Origin of the sequence: Sphingomonas sp. Leaf25 (genome assembly GCF_001421635.1) — a bacterium.
GTDB lineage: Bacteria > Pseudomonadota > Alphaproteobacteria > Sphingomonadales > Sphingomonadaceae > Sphingomonas.
In genome coordinates this window covers 462,878-481,769 of the sequence record NZ_LMKU01000023.1, presented here as the reverse complement: position 1 = coordinate 481,769, position 18,892 = coordinate 462,878, and the positions used below count along the sequence as shown (strand labels likewise).

At 67.4% G+C, this 18,892-nt stretch carries 21 protein-coding genes, 1 tRNA gene and 1 pseudogene; 16 read left to right on the top strand and 7 right to left on the bottom strand.

The window, feature by feature from the left end:
* Positions 1-56: 56 nt before the first annotated feature.
* The 4 genes from ASE78_RS09925 to ASE78_RS09910 all read right to left on the bottom strand — a co-directional run bounded on the left by ASE78_RS09925 (position 57) and on the right by ASE78_RS09910 (position 2,583).
* Positions 57-809 carry a hypothetical protein gene (locus ASE78_RS09925; RefSeq protein ID WP_056496268.1) on the bottom strand — a complete coding sequence of 251 codons (753 nt, stop codon included), beginning with the start codon at positions 807-809 and terminating at the stop codon, positions 57-59.
* A gap of 10 nt (positions 810-819) precedes the next feature.
* Positions 820-1,215, bottom strand: a complete 396-nt coding sequence (locus tag ASE78_RS09920) for a hypothetical protein (protein ID WP_156351400.1) — start codon at positions 1,213-1,215, stop codon at positions 820-822.
* 50 nt (positions 1,216-1,265) lie between these two features.
* A complete protein-coding gene (locus tag ASE78_RS09915) occupies positions 1,266-1,706 on the bottom strand; it encodes a hypothetical protein (RefSeq protein WP_056496261.1) in 441 nt (146 codons plus the stop codon).
* Positions 1,707-2,079: 373 nt separating this feature from the next.
* Positions 2,080-2,583 (bottom strand): helix-turn-helix domain-containing protein, encoded by a 504-nt coding sequence (locus ASE78_RS09910; protein ID WP_056496259.1) that lies wholly within the window; start codon positions 2,581-2,583, stop codon positions 2,080-2,082.
* A gap of 86 nt (positions 2,584-2,669) precedes the next feature.
* Here ASE78_RS09910 and ASE78_RS09905 point away from each other — a divergent pair, with 86 nt between their 5' ends.
* From ASE78_RS09905 to ASE78_RS09895, 3 genes are all read left to right on the top strand, one after another.
* A complete protein-coding gene (locus ASE78_RS09905; protein ID WP_162236485.1) occupies positions 2,670-2,927 on the top strand; it encodes a YdaS family helix-turn-helix protein in 258 nt (85 codons plus the stop codon).
* 75 nt (positions 2,928-3,002) lie between these two features.
* The gene (locus ASE78_RS18950) at positions 3,003-4,091 is read left to right on the top strand and encodes a hypothetical protein (protein ID WP_162236484.1); all 1,089 of its coding nucleotides are present in this window, start codon (positions 3,003-3,005) and stop codon (positions 4,089-4,091) included.
* A gap of 100 nt (positions 4,092-4,191) precedes the next feature.
* Entirely contained in the window at positions 4,192-4,575 is a 384-nt protein-coding gene (locus ASE78_RS09895; RefSeq protein ID WP_056496252.1) for a hypothetical protein, read from the top strand.
* Between the two features lie 8 nt (positions 4,576-4,583).
* Here ASE78_RS09895 and ASE78_RS18665 read toward each other — a convergent pair whose 3' ends face one another.
* Positions 4,584-4,730, bottom strand: coding sequence for a hypothetical protein (locus ASE78_RS18665; RefSeq protein ID WP_156351396.1), 147 nt, complete (start codon positions 4,728-4,730; stop codon positions 4,584-4,586).
* Between the two features lie 29 nt (positions 4,731-4,759).
* Here ASE78_RS18665 and ASE78_RS09885 point away from each other — a divergent pair, with 29 nt between their 5' ends.
* The 9 genes from ASE78_RS09885 to ASE78_RS09845 all read left to right on the top strand — a co-directional run bounded on the left by ASE78_RS09885 (position 4,760) and on the right by ASE78_RS09845 (position 10,518).
* Positions 4,760-4,978, top strand: a complete 219-nt coding sequence (locus ASE78_RS09885) for a hypothetical protein (RefSeq protein ID WP_056496246.1) — start codon at positions 4,760-4,762, stop codon at positions 4,976-4,978.
* Positions 4,975-5,469: a hypothetical protein gene (locus ASE78_RS09880; protein WP_056496242.1), complete on the top strand. Its 495-nt coding sequence runs from the start codon at positions 4,975-4,977 to the stop codon at positions 5,467-5,469. Before ASE78_RS09885 ends, ASE78_RS09880 begins: the two co-directional genes overlap by 4 nt.
* Positions 5,469-5,690 (top strand): hypothetical protein, encoded by a 222-nt coding sequence (locus ASE78_RS09875; RefSeq protein WP_056496239.1) that lies wholly within the window; start codon positions 5,469-5,471, stop codon positions 5,688-5,690. The genes ASE78_RS09880 and ASE78_RS09875 overlap by 1 nt, the downstream gene beginning before the upstream one ends.
* A 94-nt stretch (positions 5,691-5,784) precedes the next feature.
* A complete protein-coding gene (locus tag ASE78_RS09870) occupies positions 5,785-6,069 on the top strand; it encodes a MarR family winged helix-turn-helix transcriptional regulator (RefSeq protein ID WP_056496237.1) in 285 nt (94 codons plus the stop codon).
* Complete coding sequence (locus tag ASE78_RS09865; protein ID WP_056496235.1) at positions 6,066-6,695, top strand: hypothetical protein; 630 nt, start codon at positions 6,066-6,068, stop codon at positions 6,693-6,695. Before ASE78_RS09870 ends, ASE78_RS09865 begins: the two co-directional genes overlap by 4 nt.
* Positions 6,695-7,051, top strand: coding sequence for a hypothetical protein (locus tag ASE78_RS19230; RefSeq protein ID WP_200911024.1), 357 nt, complete (start codon positions 6,695-6,697; stop codon positions 7,049-7,051). Before ASE78_RS09865 ends, ASE78_RS19230 begins: the two co-directional genes overlap by 1 nt.
* Positions 7,048-8,760 carry a ParB/RepB/Spo0J family partition protein gene (locus ASE78_RS09855; RefSeq protein ID WP_056496232.1) on the top strand — a complete coding sequence of 571 codons (1,713 nt, stop codon included), beginning with the start codon at positions 7,048-7,050 and terminating at the stop codon, positions 8,758-8,760. The genes ASE78_RS19230 and ASE78_RS09855 overlap by 4 nt, the downstream gene beginning before the upstream one ends.
* Positions 8,757-9,023 carry a hypothetical protein gene (locus ASE78_RS09850; protein ID WP_056496230.1) on the top strand — a complete coding sequence of 89 codons (267 nt, stop codon included), beginning with the start codon at positions 8,757-8,759 and terminating at the stop codon, positions 9,021-9,023. Before ASE78_RS09855 ends, ASE78_RS09850 begins: the two co-directional genes overlap by 4 nt.
* Before the next feature lie 157 nt (positions 9,024-9,180).
* Positions 9,181-10,518 (top strand): tyrosine-type recombinase/integrase, encoded by a 1,338-nt coding sequence (locus ASE78_RS09845; protein WP_056496227.1) that lies wholly within the window; start codon positions 9,181-9,183, stop codon positions 10,516-10,518.
* A gap of 14 nt (positions 10,519-10,532) precedes the next feature.
* On the opposite strand, the gene ASE78_RS09840 is transcribed toward ASE78_RS09845, so the two are convergent.
* Positions 10,533-10,608 (bottom strand) — tRNA-Thr (locus ASE78_RS09840).
* 171 nt (positions 10,609-10,779) lie between these two features.
* Between ASE78_RS09840 and ASE78_RS09835 the strand changes: the two genes are divergently transcribed.
* From ASE78_RS09835 to msrB, 3 genes are all read left to right on the top strand, one after another.
* Positions 10,780-11,961 (top strand): hypothetical protein, encoded by a 1,182-nt coding sequence (locus ASE78_RS09835; RefSeq protein WP_156351394.1) that lies wholly within the window; start codon positions 10,780-10,782, stop codon positions 11,959-11,961.
* A gap of 162 nt (positions 11,962-12,123) precedes the next feature.
* Positions 12,124-16,737, top strand: coding sequence for an NAD-glutamate dehydrogenase (locus ASE78_RS09830; protein ID WP_056496221.1), 4,614 nt, complete (start codon positions 12,124-12,126; stop codon positions 16,735-16,737).
* A 69-nt stretch (positions 16,738-16,806) separates the two neighbouring features.
* Positions 16,807-17,292 (top strand): peptide-methionine (R)-S-oxide reductase MsrB, encoded by a 486-nt coding sequence (gene msrB, locus ASE78_RS09825; protein ID WP_056496530.1) that lies wholly within the window; start codon positions 16,807-16,809, stop codon positions 17,290-17,292.
* Positions 17,293-17,482: 190 nt separating this feature from the next.
* Here msrB and ASE78_RS09820 read toward each other — a convergent pair whose 3' ends face one another.
* Entirely contained in the window at positions 17,483-18,091 is a 609-nt protein-coding gene (locus ASE78_RS09820; RefSeq protein WP_056496218.1) for a CHAP domain-containing protein, read from the bottom strand.
* A gap of 380 nt (positions 18,092-18,471) precedes the next feature.
* On the opposite strand from ASE78_RS09820, the pseudogene ASE78_RS18280 reads away from it, so the two are divergent.
* Positions 18,472-18,892 (top strand): annotated as a pseudogene (locus tag ASE78_RS18280) (hypothetical protein); the annotation flags it as partial.

Here is an 18,892-nt window from a genome sequence, read left to right as displayed (position 1 = left end):
GGGGTCGGATTTGGCCGTTTCGTGGCCACTTGGGCAGTGGCGAAAATGTGGGCGGTTCAGGAAATCGCGGCGTGGAAGAGCGTCAGCGTCTCCTCGGTGACGACATGCCGCCCTTGGCTCAGGAAGCGCGGCCATGCGTCCAGTGCCGCGATCAGCAGCCGCTTCGCGCGGCGATTGTGCATATTGTACCGTTTGGCGACGACGGTGAAGCCGATCGTATCGCCGACGATCATGTCGAGCACGGCCTGCACCGGTCCCTCGATCGCCTCGCGCCAATAGGTATAGGCGACTTCGTGCTGCACGCGGGACAGCGCCTCATAGAACGTCCCGTCGCCGCACCTACTGGAATCGATGCGTGTCTCGAGGCTGGCGGTCTTTACGGTGACGTCCGCGCCGATGCGCTCGGAAACCGTCGCGATCTCGACGGCATAGGCAAGCTGGTCCGCCGTGATGCCGCCACTCGCATACAGCCGGGCAAGCGCGCCCTGGTGAACGCGACCGGCGCGCTCGTGCGTCTCGGCGGTGCCGTCGCCACGCTTGGCCCACCGATCGATCATCACCGCGCGCTCCTTTCGGAACGCCCGCTCGGCGCGCGCTGCCTCGGGATGCCGGGCGGCCCAATCGCGCTTGTGGTCCAGCGCGCGCGCCGCCAACGCTGCCTCGACCGGCGATGGCTTGCGCCGCTTTGGGGCTTTCGCGGACCAGCTCACCGTCGACGGCGTTGGCGCGGTCGCCGCAGCGTGCGCGGCCTGCGCCTCGCGGCGTTCGGCAAGCGCGGTGCGGTGCTCGCGCGCGACTATCGCCCGCATCACCTTTGCCTCAACCGCTGATTCCTGCTGCATCGCTATCCCACCCCTCGACATCCGCGATGTGGTCCAGCGCGGCCGGGATCGGCAGTGGCGATAATGTGGGCGGTATCAGCTCGCGAATCTCTGCGTTGATCCGCCATCCAACTTGGCGAAGCGCAGCCAGCACGGCTTCCTCCTCCGTCGGCAGCGTGATCGAGCGAGGGACGCCGCGCTGCTGGTTGACGATGCCGGCCTTGACCAGGCTTTTTACCGCTTCGCGCGCCCGGCCATGATCCGCACCGATGCCAGCAGCAATTTCACCGTAACTCGGGGAGCAGTTGTTCGTCGACCAATAGCGTTTGATAAACCGGAGCGCCAATTGTCGCCGGCTTACCATTTCAGCACTCAGACGATCGCGCGTGTCCATTCCAGTATTAGCCAACCCCCGGATCAATATAAGCAAAATCCAGCAAAGCGCTACGGTTCGTCCGACGTGCGGCTCGCCTCGCCCTTAGCGTTCCGCTCCATCGATGAGCGGACTTCCATCACGGTCGGGCCGATCCTGATCGTCGCCTCGCGCGGGCTAGGGGACCATTCCTTCGGCGGACATCCGCAACGCGAGCACTTGAGCTTCATGACCACGGTGCCCAGCGATGACGGCCAGTGCCGGCGCATATATTGGTGGTGAAGCTGCTCGTTATCGATGATTGCGACGTGGCCACAACGGCAAACGACCCGCAGGTTCGCGCCGAAACGGCATAGATCGCCGACTGTCTCGAACCGCTTCATGCCCATAGCGGAACATGAAGCGAACGAAATCCAACATTGCAAGCGTTCCCGAAGGGACAGGATCGATGCGACCACGCGCGCAATGTCGGAGAGATGGTGAAGCGTATCGAGGAGAAGATCGAATTCCATTTTGCCCTCAACGGTGCTGTTCAACTCAGCATCACTTTGGGCCGTTGGTGAGCCGGCTTCCTCTTGTGGGTTTTCCTACCCATGGCCCCGCGCGGCGGAGGCACCCTCCGTCGTCGATAACACGAAGTCGCGGAAATCAGCCGATCGTGCGGGGATTGGTGCGGGTGATACCCCCACGATACCCGCAGCTTAGGGCCAGATCGTATATCCCAAAACCGGACAATGAAACGATCTGCCGCCCTCTTGCTCAGATCATCCTAACGTATGATACCGAACAAAGGTGGAACATTAGGGCGGGCTGAGGTGGGTTCAGAACGACTTAAATCGACGCCGCTGTGCGAACAGGACTGCGCTGGTTGCGCTACGATCGGAGCTACGCTCGCCGCTGTGTTGGATGCGCGCCATCATGATCTACAGCATCAGTTGATGCAGTTTCGTCATGCGCCGACGAAGCAGCGCGAAATGGACCTTTCACTCGCGCGAGCACGATGGGCAGCAGCTTGGCAAGCTCATGAGCGAGTTCGACCTGTTGTGCAGCGGGCAACGGAGCAACCAAGTCCGGCATCGACAGCATCATGCCACGAAACATGTCAGCCAGTGCATATTGCGGCGGCAAGGTGACGGGCAGCAGAATCGTTGTCGGCTCGATTGGTGGTGGTAGCGGCACATCCGGCGACGGTTCGTCAGTCTTCCCCATCAGGTAGGCCGGGGACGTTTGGAGCTCCTGCGCCATTTCGACAATCTTGGTCGTGGTACGCTGGTCGCCATGGATCAGACCATTGATGGTGCTCTGATGCATATCGAGTCTGCGAGCCAGCCAAGACTGCGACTTTTTCAGCGCCTTCAACCGCGCAAGTATGCGCTCACCTAGGATCATGGTTGCACCCTATCGGCAAACCCATAGGCAGTGCATAAGCAGATTCCCATTGACGACCTATGGGAATACCCATAGTCAATTGGCTTATGGGTTCGATGGCTCCTCCTGAAACACCTTTGCGGCGCGCGGTACGCGCCGTTGGTAGCCAGTCGGCCTATGCCCGGCTCGTTGGTAAGCATCAGTCGACGATCAATGAGCGTCTGCGGAAAGATGGCGAGATCCGCGACGACGAGGTCCTCTTGGTTGCTACCGCGACCGGTATTCCCAAGAAGGAACTGCGGCCTGATCTGTTCGGAGATGTGCCCCGCGAGGCGGACACGCTCAAGACAGGCGGTCGCGCATGATCGGCGACTTCCGTTCCGACCTGCACCCTCCGTTCGCGGGGGCTGAAACTAGCCGCAACCGGTTCGAATCGGTCAATGACCGTTTCGCTATTCTTCCATCGGAAGTGGACCTTTATCAGCGAGCGCTTCTCGCGCGCGTTCGAACCAAACCGCCAATTGTTCTCGCTGCTCCCGATGAACGTCACTCGGATGTTTTGGTCGGAGGGCGTGCAACATGAGCCCTTCAATATCACCGAGGTCTTCTTCGTCGATGACACCTCGCTGGAGAAGCGTCCCGCACAACTGCACGAAACCGACCGTAACGGCCGTGATGGATGCAGTCTCTGCCAGTTCCATAGTTTTTGCCCTTCGTGGATGTGTCGCAAACACCACGATAGCCGGAGGAGGCCAGGCGTCCAGCCTGGTCTCCAAAGGTGCGATGCAAACACCCGCCTTTCCATCTTCTACCCCTTTCGACCGCTGGCAGACCGGTCGAAATCCGCGCCGCCTTCCCGGGTTGTATTCACGGGCGCGGCATGCCCGTCTGCTGGTGCTGCGTACCGCACCCGCCGCCGATCGCGCGTTGCGGTCGGCGGCGATATTCGCAATTCCTCTCTGCCGCCATGCAGGCGGCGAGCGTCGGCGGCGGGTCGTCTCCCGCCCGTCGTCGACGATGACCTTCGGCTCGGCCGCATGACGCAGGCCCGCGCCCCCATGACGATCGACAATGCCCTCGCGCGAATCGCCGGGCAGATCGGATGGGCGGAGATGGCCCACGCCGTCAGCGAGGCACGCGGCACGCTGGTGGCCGAGCGCACCGTGCGCGATTGGGGCGATCCAGCAACCGGCCGCTCGATCCGACTGGACGATGCTATCGTCCTCGATCTGGCGTTCCGCGCGAAAGGCGGCGTCGGCGCACCGATCCACGAGACATATTCCTGCCTCGTCGACACCGCCGGCGGTCAGCAATTCGCCTGTCAGGTGCAGCTCGCCGAGCGCACCGCCGTTGCCATCACCGAGGCTGGCCAAGCGTACAGCGCGCTGATCCGCGCCAGCATGCCCGGTGCCACCACGGCCGACAAGGTCGAGGCGGTGCGCGAGTGGGAGGAAGCCGTCGCCGCCTTGGGCAGCATTGGTCCCGTCATCGCCGCGCTGCTGGCGGAATCGATCGGACGTCCGCCCTGATCTAGCCAGCTATCGACTGACCACCACACCGCCACCCCGCCCGGTTCGCGACCACCCCGGTTCGCGGAGCGGATTTCTGCTACCCGAGGACTTCGCCGCCGTGATCCTGACCCCCGGTGCCTACATCGCCTATCGCCGCAAGGCCGCCGGCCTCGGCATCGAGGACGTTGCGCGCGCGATCGCGACCGTGCCCGGCGTCCCCGAGCATCGGCGCGGCGAATGGGTGAAGCTGATCGAGGCCGACGTCGTGCCCGCGTGCTGGCGGACGATCGTCGTGCTGCGCCGGCTCTTCCACTTCGACCTCGACGTGCTGGAGCTGCTGTCGCTGATTGCGATGGGCGAGGCGATGAAGCCGCCGGTCCTGTGCGTCGTCTGTGCCGAGAATCGCGTCGCCTGCCTCGCGCTCGGCGCGGCGGCCGACCGACAGCGCAGCTCGGCCATCTGCCTCGAATGTGCGTCCAGCGCCGCGGCGGCCGCGCGATGAGCCGCGCTCTATCTCCTCGCACTGCCCGCCGCCTCGCGCGCGCCGTCGCCATCTGCGCCGGTGTCGTCATCGGCGGATTTCTTCTCGGCCGCTCCGAGCTGGCGGCGATCGCCGCCACCTTCGCGGTGGCGATCGTCCTCTCCGTCCTTCTCCACCACCACCGATCCACGAAGGGAAATCGCTGATGCTCCACCATCACCCGCTCCGCCCGATGGCGTGGCACGCCGAGACGTGCGACTGCACCGACTGCAATCCGCCGGTCCCCAGCATCGCCGAGCCGTCGCTCCTCGCGACGATCGCCGAGATGACCGCCTGCGTCGCCTTCGGCATCGCCAATGTGGCGATAGTCGATTGGCTGCTCGACGGTCCCGGCATCCACGTTATGCTCGGCCTGCCGGCATGAGCGGTGGCCAAACGGCGGACGCCGTCACCGTCAGCCTCGCGAACGCGCTCGCCGCGTCATGTCTTGCGCTGCGATCCTACCAGCATGGCAACAGCGCGCCCGACCTTGCCGCCTCGATCGCCGATGCCGGCGAGATGGCGCTGCACGCGGCGGGACGCGGCGAGTTGCTGCACGGCACGGATGCCGATCGGCGCGCCGCAGCTCGCCAGCACGGCCTATCGATCGAGATTGAGGGCGGCCGCCTTGTCATCGCGATCGGGATCGATGCACTGATGACCGCGATCGAAGGCGGACCGTGCGCGCCCGAGGACCTCGGCTACCGGATCGACAGCGTCGACGGCTTCGCGGCCGAGATCCGCGCCGAGCTGCTGGCTGAAGAAGAGGACGGCACAACGCTGGTCCACACCATGTTCGATACCGCGACCGAAAAGGCGCTGGACGCCGGGTCGCTTTCCGTCGACTTCGACGAGCCCGAACGGGACGCCGGTTGATGCGCACGCTCATCATCAGCGATCGCGCCCATCGCGCAGCCGCAATCCGCGCCCTCCCGCTCCATGCGTTCCACGAATTGGCCGTTGCCGTGAGCAATAGCGAGGCGGTGATGCGCATCTTCGCCGCGCCAGAGTGGGATTGCCTCGGCGAAGACGGCAAGCAATGGGTACAAGGGCTGGTCCGCGAGACGATGGCTTTCAGCGTGGAGCGCGTCCTTTGAGCGCGCCCCTTCCCGCCGAGGAGCGCCGGCTGTTCATCAGCATGCTGTTCGCGATCGTCGCCGGCACCGCCGTGATCGTGTGGTGCCTGTTCGCATGAGGACGCCGGCCCCCATCACGCCGCGTCAGACGCACATCCTCGACGTCCTCGCGCGCGCCGCTTCCCACTGCGACCCCTGCCCTACGAACGCTCGCATCGGCGAGCTGATCGGCCTTGATCCGAAGAAGGTCGGGGAAGCGATCAAGGGCCTGCGCGACCGCAAGTTAATCGTCGTCGAGACGGTCCATTGCGCGCGCCGCGTGACGATCGTCGCAACAGGCGCGCAGACGGCCGCATTGCTCAGGCCGCAGGAAATCCCCAGCGCTGGAGTGGCACGGTGATCGCGGGGCACGCTACCGGCGATGCGCCGCGCCTGTCGCTCGGACCGGACGACACTCCGCCCGATGATGGGCGTATGGCCGCTAAGCTGCGGGCGGTGCGTCTTGCCGCGAAATGCTTCGACATCGCCCGCTCAAGCAGATTTGAAGGCGAGCGCGACGCTGCGATCTCGCGCGGGATCGCGATCGCCAAGAAGGCGGGATTGCGTCTCGAGCTTTTCAATATTCCCGGGTGGGACGAAAGCTGCCTGCGCGATGCCCTGGCGGCAGCAGCCGACACGCAGGAGCGGTGGGCCTCGGCGCTGCGGGTGGCCGACGACGAGACGATCTACGACGCAAAGCGCCGCGCCTTTGACGAAGCCGCCAGCGCGGCCGCCGAGCGCGATCGGCAGGCAGGTCGCCGCGCCGGCGCAGCACTGGACCGGGAGGCCCTGCGCAAAGCCGAGCTGCTCGACCGTTGGCCGACGGTCCACGCCGCGATCAACGCCTTGCGCGCTCGGCAGGTCAAGGCGGAAGTCGGCGATGACATCCTGCGGCCGACGACGCGCGTCTGGTTCGTGTCAGGGTGGGGTGTCACCCCCTTCGACGAATGGCAGCTTCGCGAGAAGGCCGACGAGGTATGCGGCTGATGCCCCTCCGCAGTTATGCCGCCGGGTGCTTCGATTGCCACGGCACCGATACGCACTGGACCGGAGCAAATGCGAAGGCGGTCGCGGCGCGGCATCATCATGCCGCCGGCCATCGCACCTGGTGCGAGGAGCGGACCGTCTACGGCAGCGACACACCCGATCCGCGCCAGACCGACATCGAGGACGTGATCGCGTCCGCCAGATCGGGGGGCGAGCCGGAAGCCGCCCCCCTCACCGATCCCGTACCGGCAGCTCCACCCACCAGCCGGACCCACCCGAAGGCCGATCCGATCGGGACGCCACGCTCCATGCAGCGTGGCGCGCGCGGCCGCAAGCCGGAGATCCACGCCTCATGACCGCCACCACCGCCCGATCGCGTCCGACGATCGTCCCGTCCGCGCCCGAAATCTTCCCGCTGCGCCGCCTCATGCGTGCGTCGGAGAATGTCCGTCGCATCCGCCATGACGAGGACGTGGAGGAGATGGCCGCGAGCCTGCGCAGCTACGGGCTGCTGCAATCGCTGATCGGTTACATCGATCCGTCGATCGATCCCGAGGGACGCCGGGGACGACCGCTGGTCTATATCGCCGGTGGCGGTCGACGGCTCCAAGGGCTGAACACCCTAATGTGGGACGGCGACCTGTCCGGCGATTTTCCGGTACCGGTGCTGATCCGCGATCGTGAGCTGGCGATCGAGCTGTCGCTGATTGAGAACATCCAGCAGCGCACCATGTCCCCGGTCGACGAAGTCTTCGCCTTCCGCGCACTGGTCGACACCGGCCACCACACGCCCGAGGATCTCGCGAAGCGCTTTGGGATCAGCGAGCGCGTCGTGCGCCAGCGCCTGCGCCTCGCCGAGCTGGACAGCGAGATCCTCGATGCGCTCGCCGACAAGCGGATCACGCTCGATTCGGCCACCGCCTATGCCGCGACGCAGGACCGCGTGCTGCAAAAGGCGATCTTCGAGGCGCAGTCGAAGCGGTCGTGGGACGCGCATTCGGTGCGCAATATCCGCCACGCCGTCGACCTGAAGGGCATGCGGACCAGCCACCCCGTCTTCCGGTTCGTCGGCGCCGACGAATATGAGGCGCGCGGCGGCGGGTATGAGGACGACCTGTTCCGCGACGACGTCGGCGGCGTGACCAGGGTGCTGACCGATCCGCTGCTGCTCGAAACGATCGCGGCCGAGCGGATCGAGGCGGCGATGCCGGCATACCTTGCCGGGCTGCGCGCCCGCGACGACCTGTCACCGACGATCGAGGGGCATGTCGTGGTGCCCGGGCTCACGCTGATGAGCTTCGGCCATGCCGGCAGCTTGCCCCTGCCCCCCGCGCTGGTCGCGGTCACCCGCCCGGAGGCCGCGCCGCTGTGGCGCGCGATCCGCGACGGCGACGTGCCGGCGCGCGTGCTGGTCGGTATCGACGGCGATGGCACGCTGTCGATGGCACCGACCACCGCGATCGTGGCGAAGGGGCAGCGCGCGGCGCTTGCCGCGACCAATGCTGCCGTCGCCGTGCCGACGATCAGCGAGGCGCAGGCGGCGGAGATGGAACGGGTGCGCGGCGTCCTGCGGCACGCGCGCCGGCTCGCGGTACATGCGCTCGGCGGCGAGCCGCTGTTCGCCGGCACCCCGCTCGAGGGTCGCGTCTACTGGAGCGACCGGCCGGTCTATGACGAGCAGATCGACGGCGTGTGGGGATCGCCGGTCCCGGTGACGATCTTCATCACCGAGGCGGAGATCGCCGCCCAGCGCAAGGCCGCCGAAGCGCGCTACCGCGATGAGCTGGCGGCGATCGCCGCTCACGCCGCCGACCGGCAGGCGCGCGACGAAGCCACCGATCGCCGGCAGGCCGAGCTGCGCGAAATGGACCCGCCGGCCGTCGTCGCGATCGATGGCGATGCTTGGGAGCGCGGTGACGACGGCAGCTACGCCGCCGCCAGTGGCGATCGCGACGACTTCCCCGGGTGGGATGACCTGCTCGACTTCTTCCACGTCGACGAGATCGGCGAGACCTTTGCGACCCGCGATTCGTGGCTCGCGACCATAGCGGGAGACGACGCATGACGATCCATCAGGAACGCAGCCCGTTGGCTGGTGAGCATGTCACGATCGTCAGCGGTGTGCTGGCAGGACAAACGCTTTTCGTCGAGGACTGGTGGGATCGGCTCGTTGGCAGATCATGGATGCGTTGCGACAGCAATCCAGCCTGTATGGCCTTCGCGGTGCGTGAACCGACGCCGCTCGACGACGAAGTTGTTTACGGCAAGATCGGCGGCCTTGGTCACCTCGTCCATGTGTCGATGCTCCCCACCGGGGAACATCGATGACGGCCCCCCTCGTTCGCCTTGAGAAGCGCATGAGCCAAGCGGTCGATGTCGGGAAAGGCATTCGCCTCGAGCCGGCCGACCTAGACCTTCTCGTGAGCCTAGGCGCTCTGCAAAAGCTGACCGAAGCAAAGACAGCATACTTTTTGGAACAGACGAGATGCAGGGACGCACACCGCCGCTCTATCGGAGGGGTAAATACTGGCTCACGTGGGACGAGCGGGCGGACGGGACCCGTCGGAGTCCCTTCCTCACCATCTTCTGGTACGATCCCGACGCAGGACGTGTCCGCAGCGCATCGACGGGCACGGCGGCCGAGGACGAGGCAATCCTAGCCCTCGACCGCCGTTACCTTGGCGACGCATCCGAAGCGCCGGCGTTTTGCTTTGCCTGCGGACAGCCGATCGCCAAGGCAGACAGCTATCTGCTGACCGACGCGATAGCCGACTATCGTCTCGAATGGGGCGACGCCCGCGCGTCGGCCGACACGATCAGCTCGCGGCTGAAGCACGCGCTCGACTTCCTCGAAGCGCAGGAAGCGTCGGGCGGTCGGTTCGGACTGGCGACGACCTGCGCCGCTGGCTGCACGACCGCGTTCGCGACCGCCTTCCGTGACTGGTCGCGCACGCAGCCGGTGGTGTGGCGCAACGGGAAAGGCGAAATCACCGTCTCGCGGCCGCGTTCGCCTTCCTCCACCGAAGCGTCGATCGCGCAGGTGATCGCCGCCCTGAATCATGCAGCGTCGGCCGATCCGCCCCGATCGGACAAGCGCCCGATTTACAAGCCGCTCCCCGGGCAGCAGGTTCAGCGCAAGCGCCGGACCCGGATCGGCGTAGCCGAGCTGGCAGAGATTGTGCGGTACGCGGCGGAGGCCGGGAAGCAGCGCGAATCGCTGCATGCCTTCGTCGTCGCATCGATCTGCACGATCGCCCGGCCGGGCGCGATCGTGGATATTTGCGTCGCGCCGGATCGGCAGCAGTGGTCCCCCGGGTCCGATACAATCGACCTCAACCAAGCTGGTCGCGTCCAGAACAAGAAGGTCCGGCCCCTGCTTCCCGTCCTGCCGCTGCTCAACCGCTGGCTGGTCGAGGAGTGGGCCACCTATCGCGCGCTGCCGAAAGAGGCGCGCGCCGGACGGGGCTATCTCGTCAACTACTTCGGCCGCCCGATCCAGGACGTCGACCGCGCATGGGATACGATGCTCGGGGAGCTTGGCTTCCCGACCGGCCGTGAGTGGCGGCCGTATGTCCTGCGGCACAGCTTGGCGACGATGGCGCGGAAGCGTGGCGCGGCCGCGTGGGACCTTCAGGGCTACATGGGGCACCGTCTCCCTAGCCAGACCGAAGTCTATGCCGAGGGCGATTTCGTCTCCGTGCAGACCGCGCTGCAAAGCGTGATCGATGAGATCGAGGCCATGGTGCCGGGGAAGCTACACCGGACCCGCACCGGACCGGCCATCTCCCTGATCCATACAAGGGAGGCGAAAATGTCAGGATAACCGCCAAAAACCGGTGGTGCCGCTTACAGGACTCGAACCTGTGACCCCCGCATTACGAATGCGATGCTCTACCAACTGAGCTAAAGCGGCGTGGGACGCGGTTGGCGTCCAGGCGGCGGCGCTTACCAAGGCCGGCGGCGGCTGGCAAGCGGTTCGTGCATGTTTTGGCGGGTCGCCCCCGGCTTTACGGCTCGTTTACCACGGAGGGCGCACAAGGGGCTGGATCGGGCAGGTTTCGCCCATGGGGACGGTGAGATGGACATGGCGCGCGGACCGGGCGAACAGCGGGGCGAGGATGATCGCGACGGCATCGGCGGCGAGACGGTCGCGATCGGCACCGACGAACGCCGGATGCAGGTCCGCGCCTACAACCACTGGATCGCGCTGCTGCGCGGTCAGAGCTGCCCCGCGATCGCCGATCTCGATCCGGCCGGCATCGCCGATTTCGGCCCGTACAGCGTGCTGCTCGACTTCACGGCGGGCGTGGCTGACCCGGCGATCCGCTTCCTCGGCCATGCGCTGCGCACCGAATGTGGTGCGGACGATTCGATCACCCGGTTGAGCGAGGTCCCGGCGCGCTCGCTGCTGTCGCGGCTGACCGACCATTATCTCCAGATCATCGCCAATCGCGCGCCGATCGGCTTCGAGGCCGAATTCACCGGCACGCGCGGCTTTCCGATGATGTATCGCGGCATCCTGATGCCATTTTCCTCGGATGGCGAGGCGATCGACTATCTCTATGGCGTCATCAACTGGAAGGAGGTCGTCGATGCGGCCACCCAGTCGCAGTTGCTCGCCGAACTGGAGGAATCGCGCCGGGTCACGCCGCGGCCGACGCCGGGAGCCGCCGTGTGGGCCGATGGCCCGAGCGCGGGGCTGAGCGACCTCGGCACCGACAGCGACACGCTGGCCGACCGGCTCGCCACCGCCCGCACCGCCGCCGACGGTGCGCGGCTGGCCGGGGGCGGCGCGCCCGGTGCGCTGGTCGAGGCGCTGGCGCAGGCGCATGACCTGGTGATCGCCGCCGGGCGCGAGCCCGCCGCCTTCGCCGCGCTGCTCGACGATGCGGGAATGCCGCCCGTCACCGACACGCCGGTCGAATCGGTCGCGCGGCTGGTGTTCGGTGGTGCCCGGCTGGCGGATCATGTCGCGCTGCTCGGGGCTGCGCGGCGGCATGGCGTGGCGGAAGGCGGGTTCGGCACCTGGGTCGCGGTGCATCCGGGCGGCCTGCCGGCACTGGTCGCCGATGCTGCCCCCCCGCCCTCGCCCACCGACCATGCCCGCATGGCGCAGGCGGTCGCGACGGTGCCGATCGCACCGGGCGACGACGAGTTCGTGCTGCTGCTCGCGCGCGCCGCCGGCAGCGGATCGGTCGCGGTGCTCGGCCGTGTCGACGGCGATCCGGCAACGCTGACCCGCGCGATCGCCCAGCTCGCCGCCTGACGCCGCTATCCGGTTGAATTGGCTGACCCCGGGGTCGCGCCAGCCCCGCATTGCCGGGCGGCCATGACCCGCGCCTGCGTATTATAATTACCGCAACGCGACATTTTGTTCGCAACTGCCACAAGGGTTGAGCCTGACATTGTGACGGCGCATAGCGCGGCCATGACACCAAAAGCCAAGCTCGCCCGCCCGCTGGAAACGCTGCTGGTCGACAGCGCCCTGCCCGGCGAACTCGAAGGTCTGGATGCCGCCGCTCGGAGCGATGCGGCGCAGTTCGTCGCGGCCACCGCCGCGCACCGCTCGCCCGGCACGGTCAGCGTCGCGCTCGAGACGCTGACCCGGGGTGACGCGCGGCGGATGCGCCTCGCGGTGGTCAACGACGACATGCCGTTCCTTGTCGATTCGATCGCGGGGACGATCGTCGCGCACGACATCGCGATCGACCGCATCCTCCACCCGGTCGTCGGCGTCACCCGCGACGCGGCGGGCACGCTGACCGGCATCGATGGCGAGGGCCGCCGCGAATCGATGATCTATATCGAGATGGAGCGCGCCGATGCCCGCGTCCGCCACGCGCTGATCGCCGAGATCGAACGCAACCTCGACCATGTCCGCGCCGCCGTCGTCGACTGGCGGGCGATGCAGGCGGCGATGCAGGGCGATGCCGCGGGGCTGACCGCGAGTGCCGACACCGCCGAGGATGCCGCGCTGCTCGGCTGGTTCCTCGCCGGCAATCTGACGCAACTGGCGCACGAACGCTGGTCGCGCGACGGGGTGGTGTCCGACCGGCTCGGGCTGTCGCGTGCGCGGCTCGACGTCCCGCTGCTCGCCGACGCCTCGCGTAGCCGTGCGATCGAATGGTTCGATGCCGGCAACGTCCAGCCGCTGCTGCTCAAGTCCAACTGCATCTCGACCGTTCACCGCCGCGCGCCGATCGACCTGATCCTCGTTCCCGTTCGCGACGGCGACCGCGTCACCGGCTTGTCGATCCATGGTGGCCTCTGGACCAGCGCCGCGCTCCAAGCCGAACCGGCCGACGTGCCGGTGCTTCGCCGCAACCTCACCGCGCTTCGCGCCAAGTTCGGCTTCGATCCGCAGGGCCATGCCGGCAAGGCGCTGGCGCATGCCATCTCGACGCTGCCGCACGACCTGACCACCGCGCTGCATCCCGAATCGCTCGAACAACTGGCGCTGACTGCGATGTCGGTCGCCGACCGGCCGCGCTCGCGGCTTGTGCTGATCCGATCGGCGCTGGGGCGGCATCTGTTCGCCTTCGTCTGGCTGGGGCGCGACGATGTGACGACGCAGCGCCGCCTCGCGATCGGCGACATGCTGGCGCAGGCGGCGAATGCGGCGATCCTCAACTGGTCGATCGCGATGGAGGATGGCGAGGCGGCGCTGCTGCGCTACGTCCTCGATCTTCGGCAGGACGGGCGGATGCCCGATGCCGCCGACCTCGACCGGCGGATCGAACGCATGGTGCGCGGCTGGCGCCCGGCGGTCGAGGCGGCGCTGGCCGAGCGCGTGCCCGAAGGGGCGACGCGCATGGCGCTGCGCTTCGCCAACGCCTTTCCCGCCAACTACCGCAATTCGAATCTCCCTGAGGAAGCGGCGCGCGACATCGTCCGCGTGGCGGGGCTGACCGATGCCGGGGCGCGCTCGGTCCGCATCATCGGCAGCGAGGGACAGGCGCTGCGCATCAAGGTCTATCGTCGCGGCGGCGCGCTGGCGCTGTCGGATGCGGTGCCGGTGTTCGAGAATTTCGGCTTCCGCGTGGTCGAGGAACTGCCGACCCGGCTGGAGGACGACGAGAAGAGCTATATCCATGACTTCGAGGTCGCGTTGACCTCGGGCGGGCAACCGAAGTTCGATTACACCACGGTCGAACATGCGATCGAGGCGGTGCTGGAGAACCGCGCCGAGAACGACGCCTTCAACCGCCTGACCGTCGAGGCCGGCATCGCGCCCGCCGCCGTCGTGCTGCTGCGCGCATGGTTCCGCTATCTGCGCCAGACCGGGGTCAGCTACAGCCTCGCCACCGTGGTCGATGCGCTGCGCCGCGCGCCCGGAGTCGCCACCGCGCTGATCGAGCGGTTCAACGCCGCGCATGATCCGTCGCGGACCGATCGTGAGGCAGCGATCGACGCTGCCGATGCCGCGATCGAGGCCGGGCTCGACGCCGTCTCGGCGATCGACGACGACCGTATCCTGCGCAGCTATCGCGGCGTCGTCGCCGCCACGCTGCGCACCAACGCCTTCGCCCCCGCCGCCGCCGAAGCGCTCGCCTTCAAGCTCGACAGTGCGAAGGTGCCGGGCCTGCCCAAGCCGCTGCCGTGGCGCGAGGTCTTCGTCTACAGCCCCCGGGTCGAGGGCATCCACCTGCGCGCCGGCCCGGTCGCGCGCGGCGGCCTGCGCTGGTCCGACCGGCGCGATGATTTCCGCACCGAAATCCTCGGGCTGATGAAGGCGCAGCGCGTCAAGAACGCGGTGATCGTGCCGACCGGGGCCAAGGGCGGTTTCTACCCAAAGCAACTCCCCGCCCCCGCCAACCGCGACGCATGGATGGCGGAGGGGACCGAGAGCTACCGCATCTTCATCCGCACCCTGTTGTCGATCACCGACAACATCGTCGACGGCAAGGTGGTGCATCCTGAGCAGGTGACGATCCTCGACGGCGAGGACCCCTATTTCGTCGTCGCCGCCGACAAGGGCACCGCGACGTTCAGCGACGTCGCCAACGCGCTGGCGCTCGAACGCGGCTTCTGGCTGGGCGACGCCTTCGCCAGCGGCGGCAGCGTCGGCTATGACCACAAGGCGATGGGCATCACCGCCAAGGGCGGATGGATCTCGGTCCAGCGCCACTTCCTCGAACTGGGCACCGATGTGCAGACCCAGCCGATCGACGTGGTCGGCTGCGGCGACATGTCGGGCGACGTGTTCGGCAACGGCATGCTCTTGTCGAAGGCGATCCGGCTGAAGGCGGCGTTCGACCACCGTCACATCTTCCTCGACCCCGCGCCCGACGCGGCGGCAAGCTGGACCGAGCGCGACCGGCTGTTCCAGTTGCCCCGGTCGAGCTGGGCCGATTACGATCCCTCGCTGATTTCGGAGGGCGGCGGCGTGTTCCCGCGCACCGCCAAGACGATCCCGCTAACCGACCCCGTCCGCGCGATGTTGGGGGTGAGCGAGCGCGAGATGGAGCCGACCGCGCTGATTGCGGCGATCCTGCGCGCGCCCGTCGACCTGATCTGGTTCGGCGGCATCGGCACCTATGTAAAGGACCGCGCCGAAAGCCACCTCGACGTCGGCGATCCCGCCAACGACCGGATTCGCGTCGACGCGCAGACGCTGCGCGCCAAGGCGATCGGCGAAGGCGCGAACCTCGGCGTCACGCAGGCGGCACGCATCGCCTTCTCGCTGAACGGCGGGCGGATCAACACCGACTTCATCGACAATTCGGCCGGGGTCGATTGTTCGGACAACGAGGTCAACATCAAGATCGCGCTCAACCGCGAAGTGATCGAGGGCCGCCTCGCGCTCGACGATCGCAACGCGCTGCTGGCGCGGATGACCGACGACGTCGCGCATCTGGTGCTGGAGGACAACCGGCTCCAGACGCTGGCGCTCTCGGTCATGGAGAACGACGGCCCGGTCGCGGTGCCGAGCTATGTCCGCGTCATCGAGATGCTCGAAGCCGCCGGCAAGCTCGACCGCGTGGTCGAGGGGCTGAGCGGCAACGACGATTATATCCGCCGCGCGCAGGACGGACACGGCCTCACCCGCCCCGAACTGGCGGTGCTGCTGGCCAGCGTCAAGCTGGCGCTACAGGACGCGATCGAACACGCGCCGATCGCGACCGACGACGACATGACCGGCGATCTGCTCGCCGCCTTCCCGACCGAGATGCGCGAGACCCAGCAAAAGGCGATCCTGTCGCACCGGCTGCGCGGAGAAATCGTCGCGACCAAGCTTGCCAACCGCATCGTCAACCGGCTGGGCGTGCTCCACGTCTATGAACTGGCCGAGGAGGAAGGCGCGGCGCTGGCCGACATCGCGGCGATGTTCGTCGCCGCCGAACGGCTGTTCGACATCGACGCGCTCTACGACCGGATCGAGGGGGCCGACATTCCCGAACGCGCGCGAATCGCGCTGCTCGACGAGGTGGCGGTCGGCATGCGCTCGCAGATCGCCGATCTGCTGCGCGCCTTTCCGGCCGGCACCAGCGCGGCGGAAGCGGTCGCGCATCTCGCCAAGGGGGTCACGAGTCTGGCGACCCAGGCCAAGGCGCTGCTGCGCGCCGAAGCCGCGCAACAGCGCGACCGCATCGCCGGCGTGTTGCAGGACGCCGGTGCCCCGCAGGACCTCGCGGGACAGGTCGTGCGGCTGTTCGAACTGGACGGCGCGGTCGGCCTCGCCGATCTCGGCCGCCGGTTGAAGCTGGACGAGACGAAGCTGACGCAAGCGTTCACCCATCTGGGCTTCGCGCTGGGGCTCGACTGGGCGCAGGCGGTGGCGGCGCGCATCCAGACCGGCGATCCGTGGGAACGGCTGCTGATCGCCGGCCTCGCCCGCGATTTCCAGCAGTTGCGCTTCGACTTCCTCGGCCGGCGCGCGGGCAAGGACCCGCAGGCGGCGGTCGAGGCATGGCTGACCGCCAATGCCCCGCGCGTCGCGCAGTTCGCCGCGCTGGTCCACCGCGCGCGGCAGGCCCCGGTGCCGGGTGCTGCGATGCTGGCGCAGATCGCCGGTCAGGCGCGGGTGTTGCTCGGGCGCTGATCGCTACCGTACCGGGCCGTTGCGGCACGGCGGTGCTTTTCCCACATGGGCGATTCGAAAGGATCGCCCATGTCGCTCGATCGCCGTCGCCTGCTCGAACTGACCACCTTCACCGGCCTCGCCGCGCTGATCGGCTGCGCGCCGGGCGAAAGCGAGGCCGCGCCGAACTTCCCGCTCAAGCTGACCGACGCCCAGTGGAAGGCGCGGCTGACCCCGGCGCAATATGCGATCCTGCGGCAGGAGGGGACCGAGCGGCCGTACAGCAGCGCGCTCAACAAGGAGAAGCGCGCCGGCATCTTCGCCTGCGCCGGCTGCACCCGCCCGCTGTTCAGCTCGAAAACCAAATTCGAGAGTGGCACCGGCTGGCCAAGCTTCTATGCGCCGCTGAACGGCGCGGTCGTCGACCGGACCGACCGCTCGCTGATGATGAGTCGCACCGAAGTGCTGTGCAGCCGCTGCGGCGGGCATCTCGGCCATGTGTTCGACGACGGCCCGCCGCCGACCGGCAAGCGCTACTGCATGAACGGCGATGCGATGACGTTCCGCGCGGCCTGACCCGGCACTTCGTCATCCCCGCGCAGGCGGGGATCCATACACGCCGACGTTCCGGCTGGAATCGAAACGGTAGCGTCTATGGGTTCCCGCCTTCGCGGGAACGACGATCGTTGGAGGCTATGCCCAAACGCAAACCGGCCCGGCGCTCTGGGGGAAGCGCCGGGCCGGTTTTGCCGTCGAAGCTGGACGATTACTTGAGCGCCGCGACTTCCCGGTCGAGCGCGCCATGACCGGTCGGAAACGCACGGGCGACCTGCACCGGCGCGACCGAGGCGACGACCACCGTCGTCGTCGGCTGCGCCTTGGCGATCACCAGCGGCGCGTCGAACGGGCTGACCTGCGGGGCATGGCCCGAATAGATGAAGCCGTTGGTGGGATAGGACGAGGTGCCGAGGCCACCGAGCGGCCCGAACCACACCTTCACCTGGCTCCAGTCGCCCGCCGCCGATACGTCCACCGCGCGCACGTCGCGCTCGATGCCGCCGCGCCGCGACCAGTTGGCATGGGTGAGCAGCACTTCACGCGCGCTGACGATCTTCGACACCATCGCAACATGGCCCAGGCGCATCCGCGACGTGGCGGCGAACGACAGGACCGACCCTTCCTTCGGGGCATGGCCACGCTCGTACTTGCCGGCGGCCTGGTTCCACCAGGTATGGGCGTTGCCAAAAATCTCGACGCCCGAGATTTCGCGGGCATAGGGGGCGCACTGCCAGAAACGGGCCTGCGCCGGAGCCACCATCGTCAGGGCGCACAACACCATCAGCGCGAAACGCGCTGCGAAACCACCGAAACTCATCTGACCCCCAGGCCCCAATTACGCTGTGAGCGGTACCAAGCAGGGTTTTCTTCGCTCGGGAACCCCGGCAACGACTCGACCGGAACCTTTTCCGACGAAGCGTGTTTGCGCGGCGATGACCGGCGGTTGGTCGACGGCTCAGGGCCGTGCCGCCGTCCGTTCATCGCTCGGACAGGCTGCCCGACGACGCTCTGGTTGATTCGGGACAACGCTTTGCGCGCACCGGTCAAATGCGACGAACCGCATGACAGAATTGTTGCAATGCAGCAGCGTCCATGTTCGGATGTGTCGCGGGACGTTGCCCGAACGGTTCGTTCAGCAAGCTGTTAACCAGTTTCGGGCAATCTCCTGTCGGTTAATCCGGGGTGGGAGTTTGGATGATGGCGACTGCACGCAAACCGGCCGAAGGCGCGATGACGCTGGCGGAAATGAAGGAATTCGCGGGCTTCTCGTCCGCCACGCAACGGTATATCCGCCGCGCGCTCGACGTTGGGCTGGACCGCGACGATGCGATGAAGCGCTGGTCGCGCGACGTGGTGGAGGCGGCCAGCATCCGCGCGCAGGCCCGCGTCTATGACCGGTTGCCCGACATTCGCGCCTGCATCCCCGACGACAGCGGGCTCGAAGCGATCGAACCGTTCATGACGCCGCTGCTGCTCGTCACCGCCTTCGATCTGGGACAGGGGCGGCTGACCACCTTCGGCGCCTATCGCTTCCTCTACGAACGGCTGGTCGGGGCCGAGGCGCGGCCATGGCTGCCCGCCGCGTTCTGCGCGTCGGCGGCGCTGCCGCACCTGCACC

What these genes read in the sequence shown, in the direction of transcription:
- ASE78_RS09925 (WP_056496268.1), bottom strand. Translation starts at nt 809, where the DNA reads ATGCGGGCGATAGTCGCGCGCGAGCACCGCACCGCGCTTGCCGAACGC.
- ASE78_RS09920 (WP_156351400.1), bottom strand. Translation starts at nt 1,215, where the DNA reads ATGGACACGCGCGATCGTCTGAGTGCTGAAATGGTAAGCCGGCGACAA.
- ASE78_RS09915 (WP_056496261.1), bottom strand. Translation starts at nt 1,706, where the DNA reads ATGGAATTCGATCTTCTCCTCGATACGCTTCACCATCTCTCCGACATT.
- ASE78_RS09910 (WP_056496259.1), bottom strand. Translation starts at nt 2,583, where the DNA reads ATGATCCTAGGTGAGCGCATACTTGCGCGGTTGAAGGCGCTGAAAAAG.
- ASE78_RS09905 (WP_162236485.1), top strand. Translation starts at nt 2,670, where the DNA reads ATGGGTTCGATGGCTCCTCCTGAAACACCTTTGCGGCGCGCGGTACGC.
- ASE78_RS18950 (WP_162236484.1), top strand. Translation starts at nt 3,003, where the DNA reads ATGACCGTTTCGCTATTCTTCCATCGGAAGTGGACCTTTATCAGCGAG.
- ASE78_RS09885 (WP_056496246.1), top strand. Translation starts at nt 4,760, where the DNA reads ATGCTCCACCATCACCCGCTCCGCCCGATGGCGTGGCACGCCGAGACG.
- ASE78_RS09880 (WP_056496242.1), top strand. Translation starts at nt 4,975, where the DNA reads ATGAGCGGTGGCCAAACGGCGGACGCCGTCACCGTCAGCCTCGCGAAC.
- ASE78_RS09875 (WP_056496239.1), top strand. Translation starts at nt 5,469, where the DNA reads ATGCGCACGCTCATCATCAGCGATCGCGCCCATCGCGCAGCCGCAATC.
- ASE78_RS09870 (WP_056496237.1), top strand. Translation starts at nt 5,785, where the DNA reads ATGAGGACGCCGGCCCCCATCACGCCGCGTCAGACGCACATCCTCGAC.
- ASE78_RS19230 (WP_200911024.1), top strand. Translation starts at nt 6,695, where the DNA reads ATGCCCCTCCGCAGTTATGCCGCCGGGTGCTTCGATTGCCACGGCACC.
- ASE78_RS09855 (WP_056496232.1), top strand. Translation starts at nt 7,048, where the DNA reads ATGACCGCCACCACCGCCCGATCGCGTCCGACGATCGTCCCGTCCGCG.
- ASE78_RS09850 (WP_056496230.1), top strand. Translation starts at nt 8,757, where the DNA reads ATGACGATCCATCAGGAACGCAGCCCGTTGGCTGGTGAGCATGTCACG.
- ASE78_RS09845 (WP_056496227.1), top strand. Translation starts at nt 9,181, where the DNA reads ATGCAGGGACGCACACCGCCGCTCTATCGGAGGGGTAAATACTGGCTC.
- ASE78_RS09835 (WP_156351394.1), top strand. Translation starts at nt 10,780, where the DNA reads ATGGCGCGCGGACCGGGCGAACAGCGGGGCGAGGATGATCGCGACGGC.
- ASE78_RS09830 (WP_056496221.1), top strand. Translation starts at nt 12,124, where the DNA reads ATGACACCAAAAGCCAAGCTCGCCCGCCCGCTGGAAACGCTGCTGGTC.
- msrB (WP_056496530.1), top strand. Translation starts at nt 16,807, where the DNA reads ATGTCGCTCGATCGCCGTCGCCTGCTCGAACTGACCACCTTCACCGGC.
- ASE78_RS09820 (WP_056496218.1), bottom strand. Translation starts at nt 18,091, where the DNA reads ATGAGTTTCGGTGGTTTCGCAGCGCGTTTCGCGCTGATGGTGTTGTGC.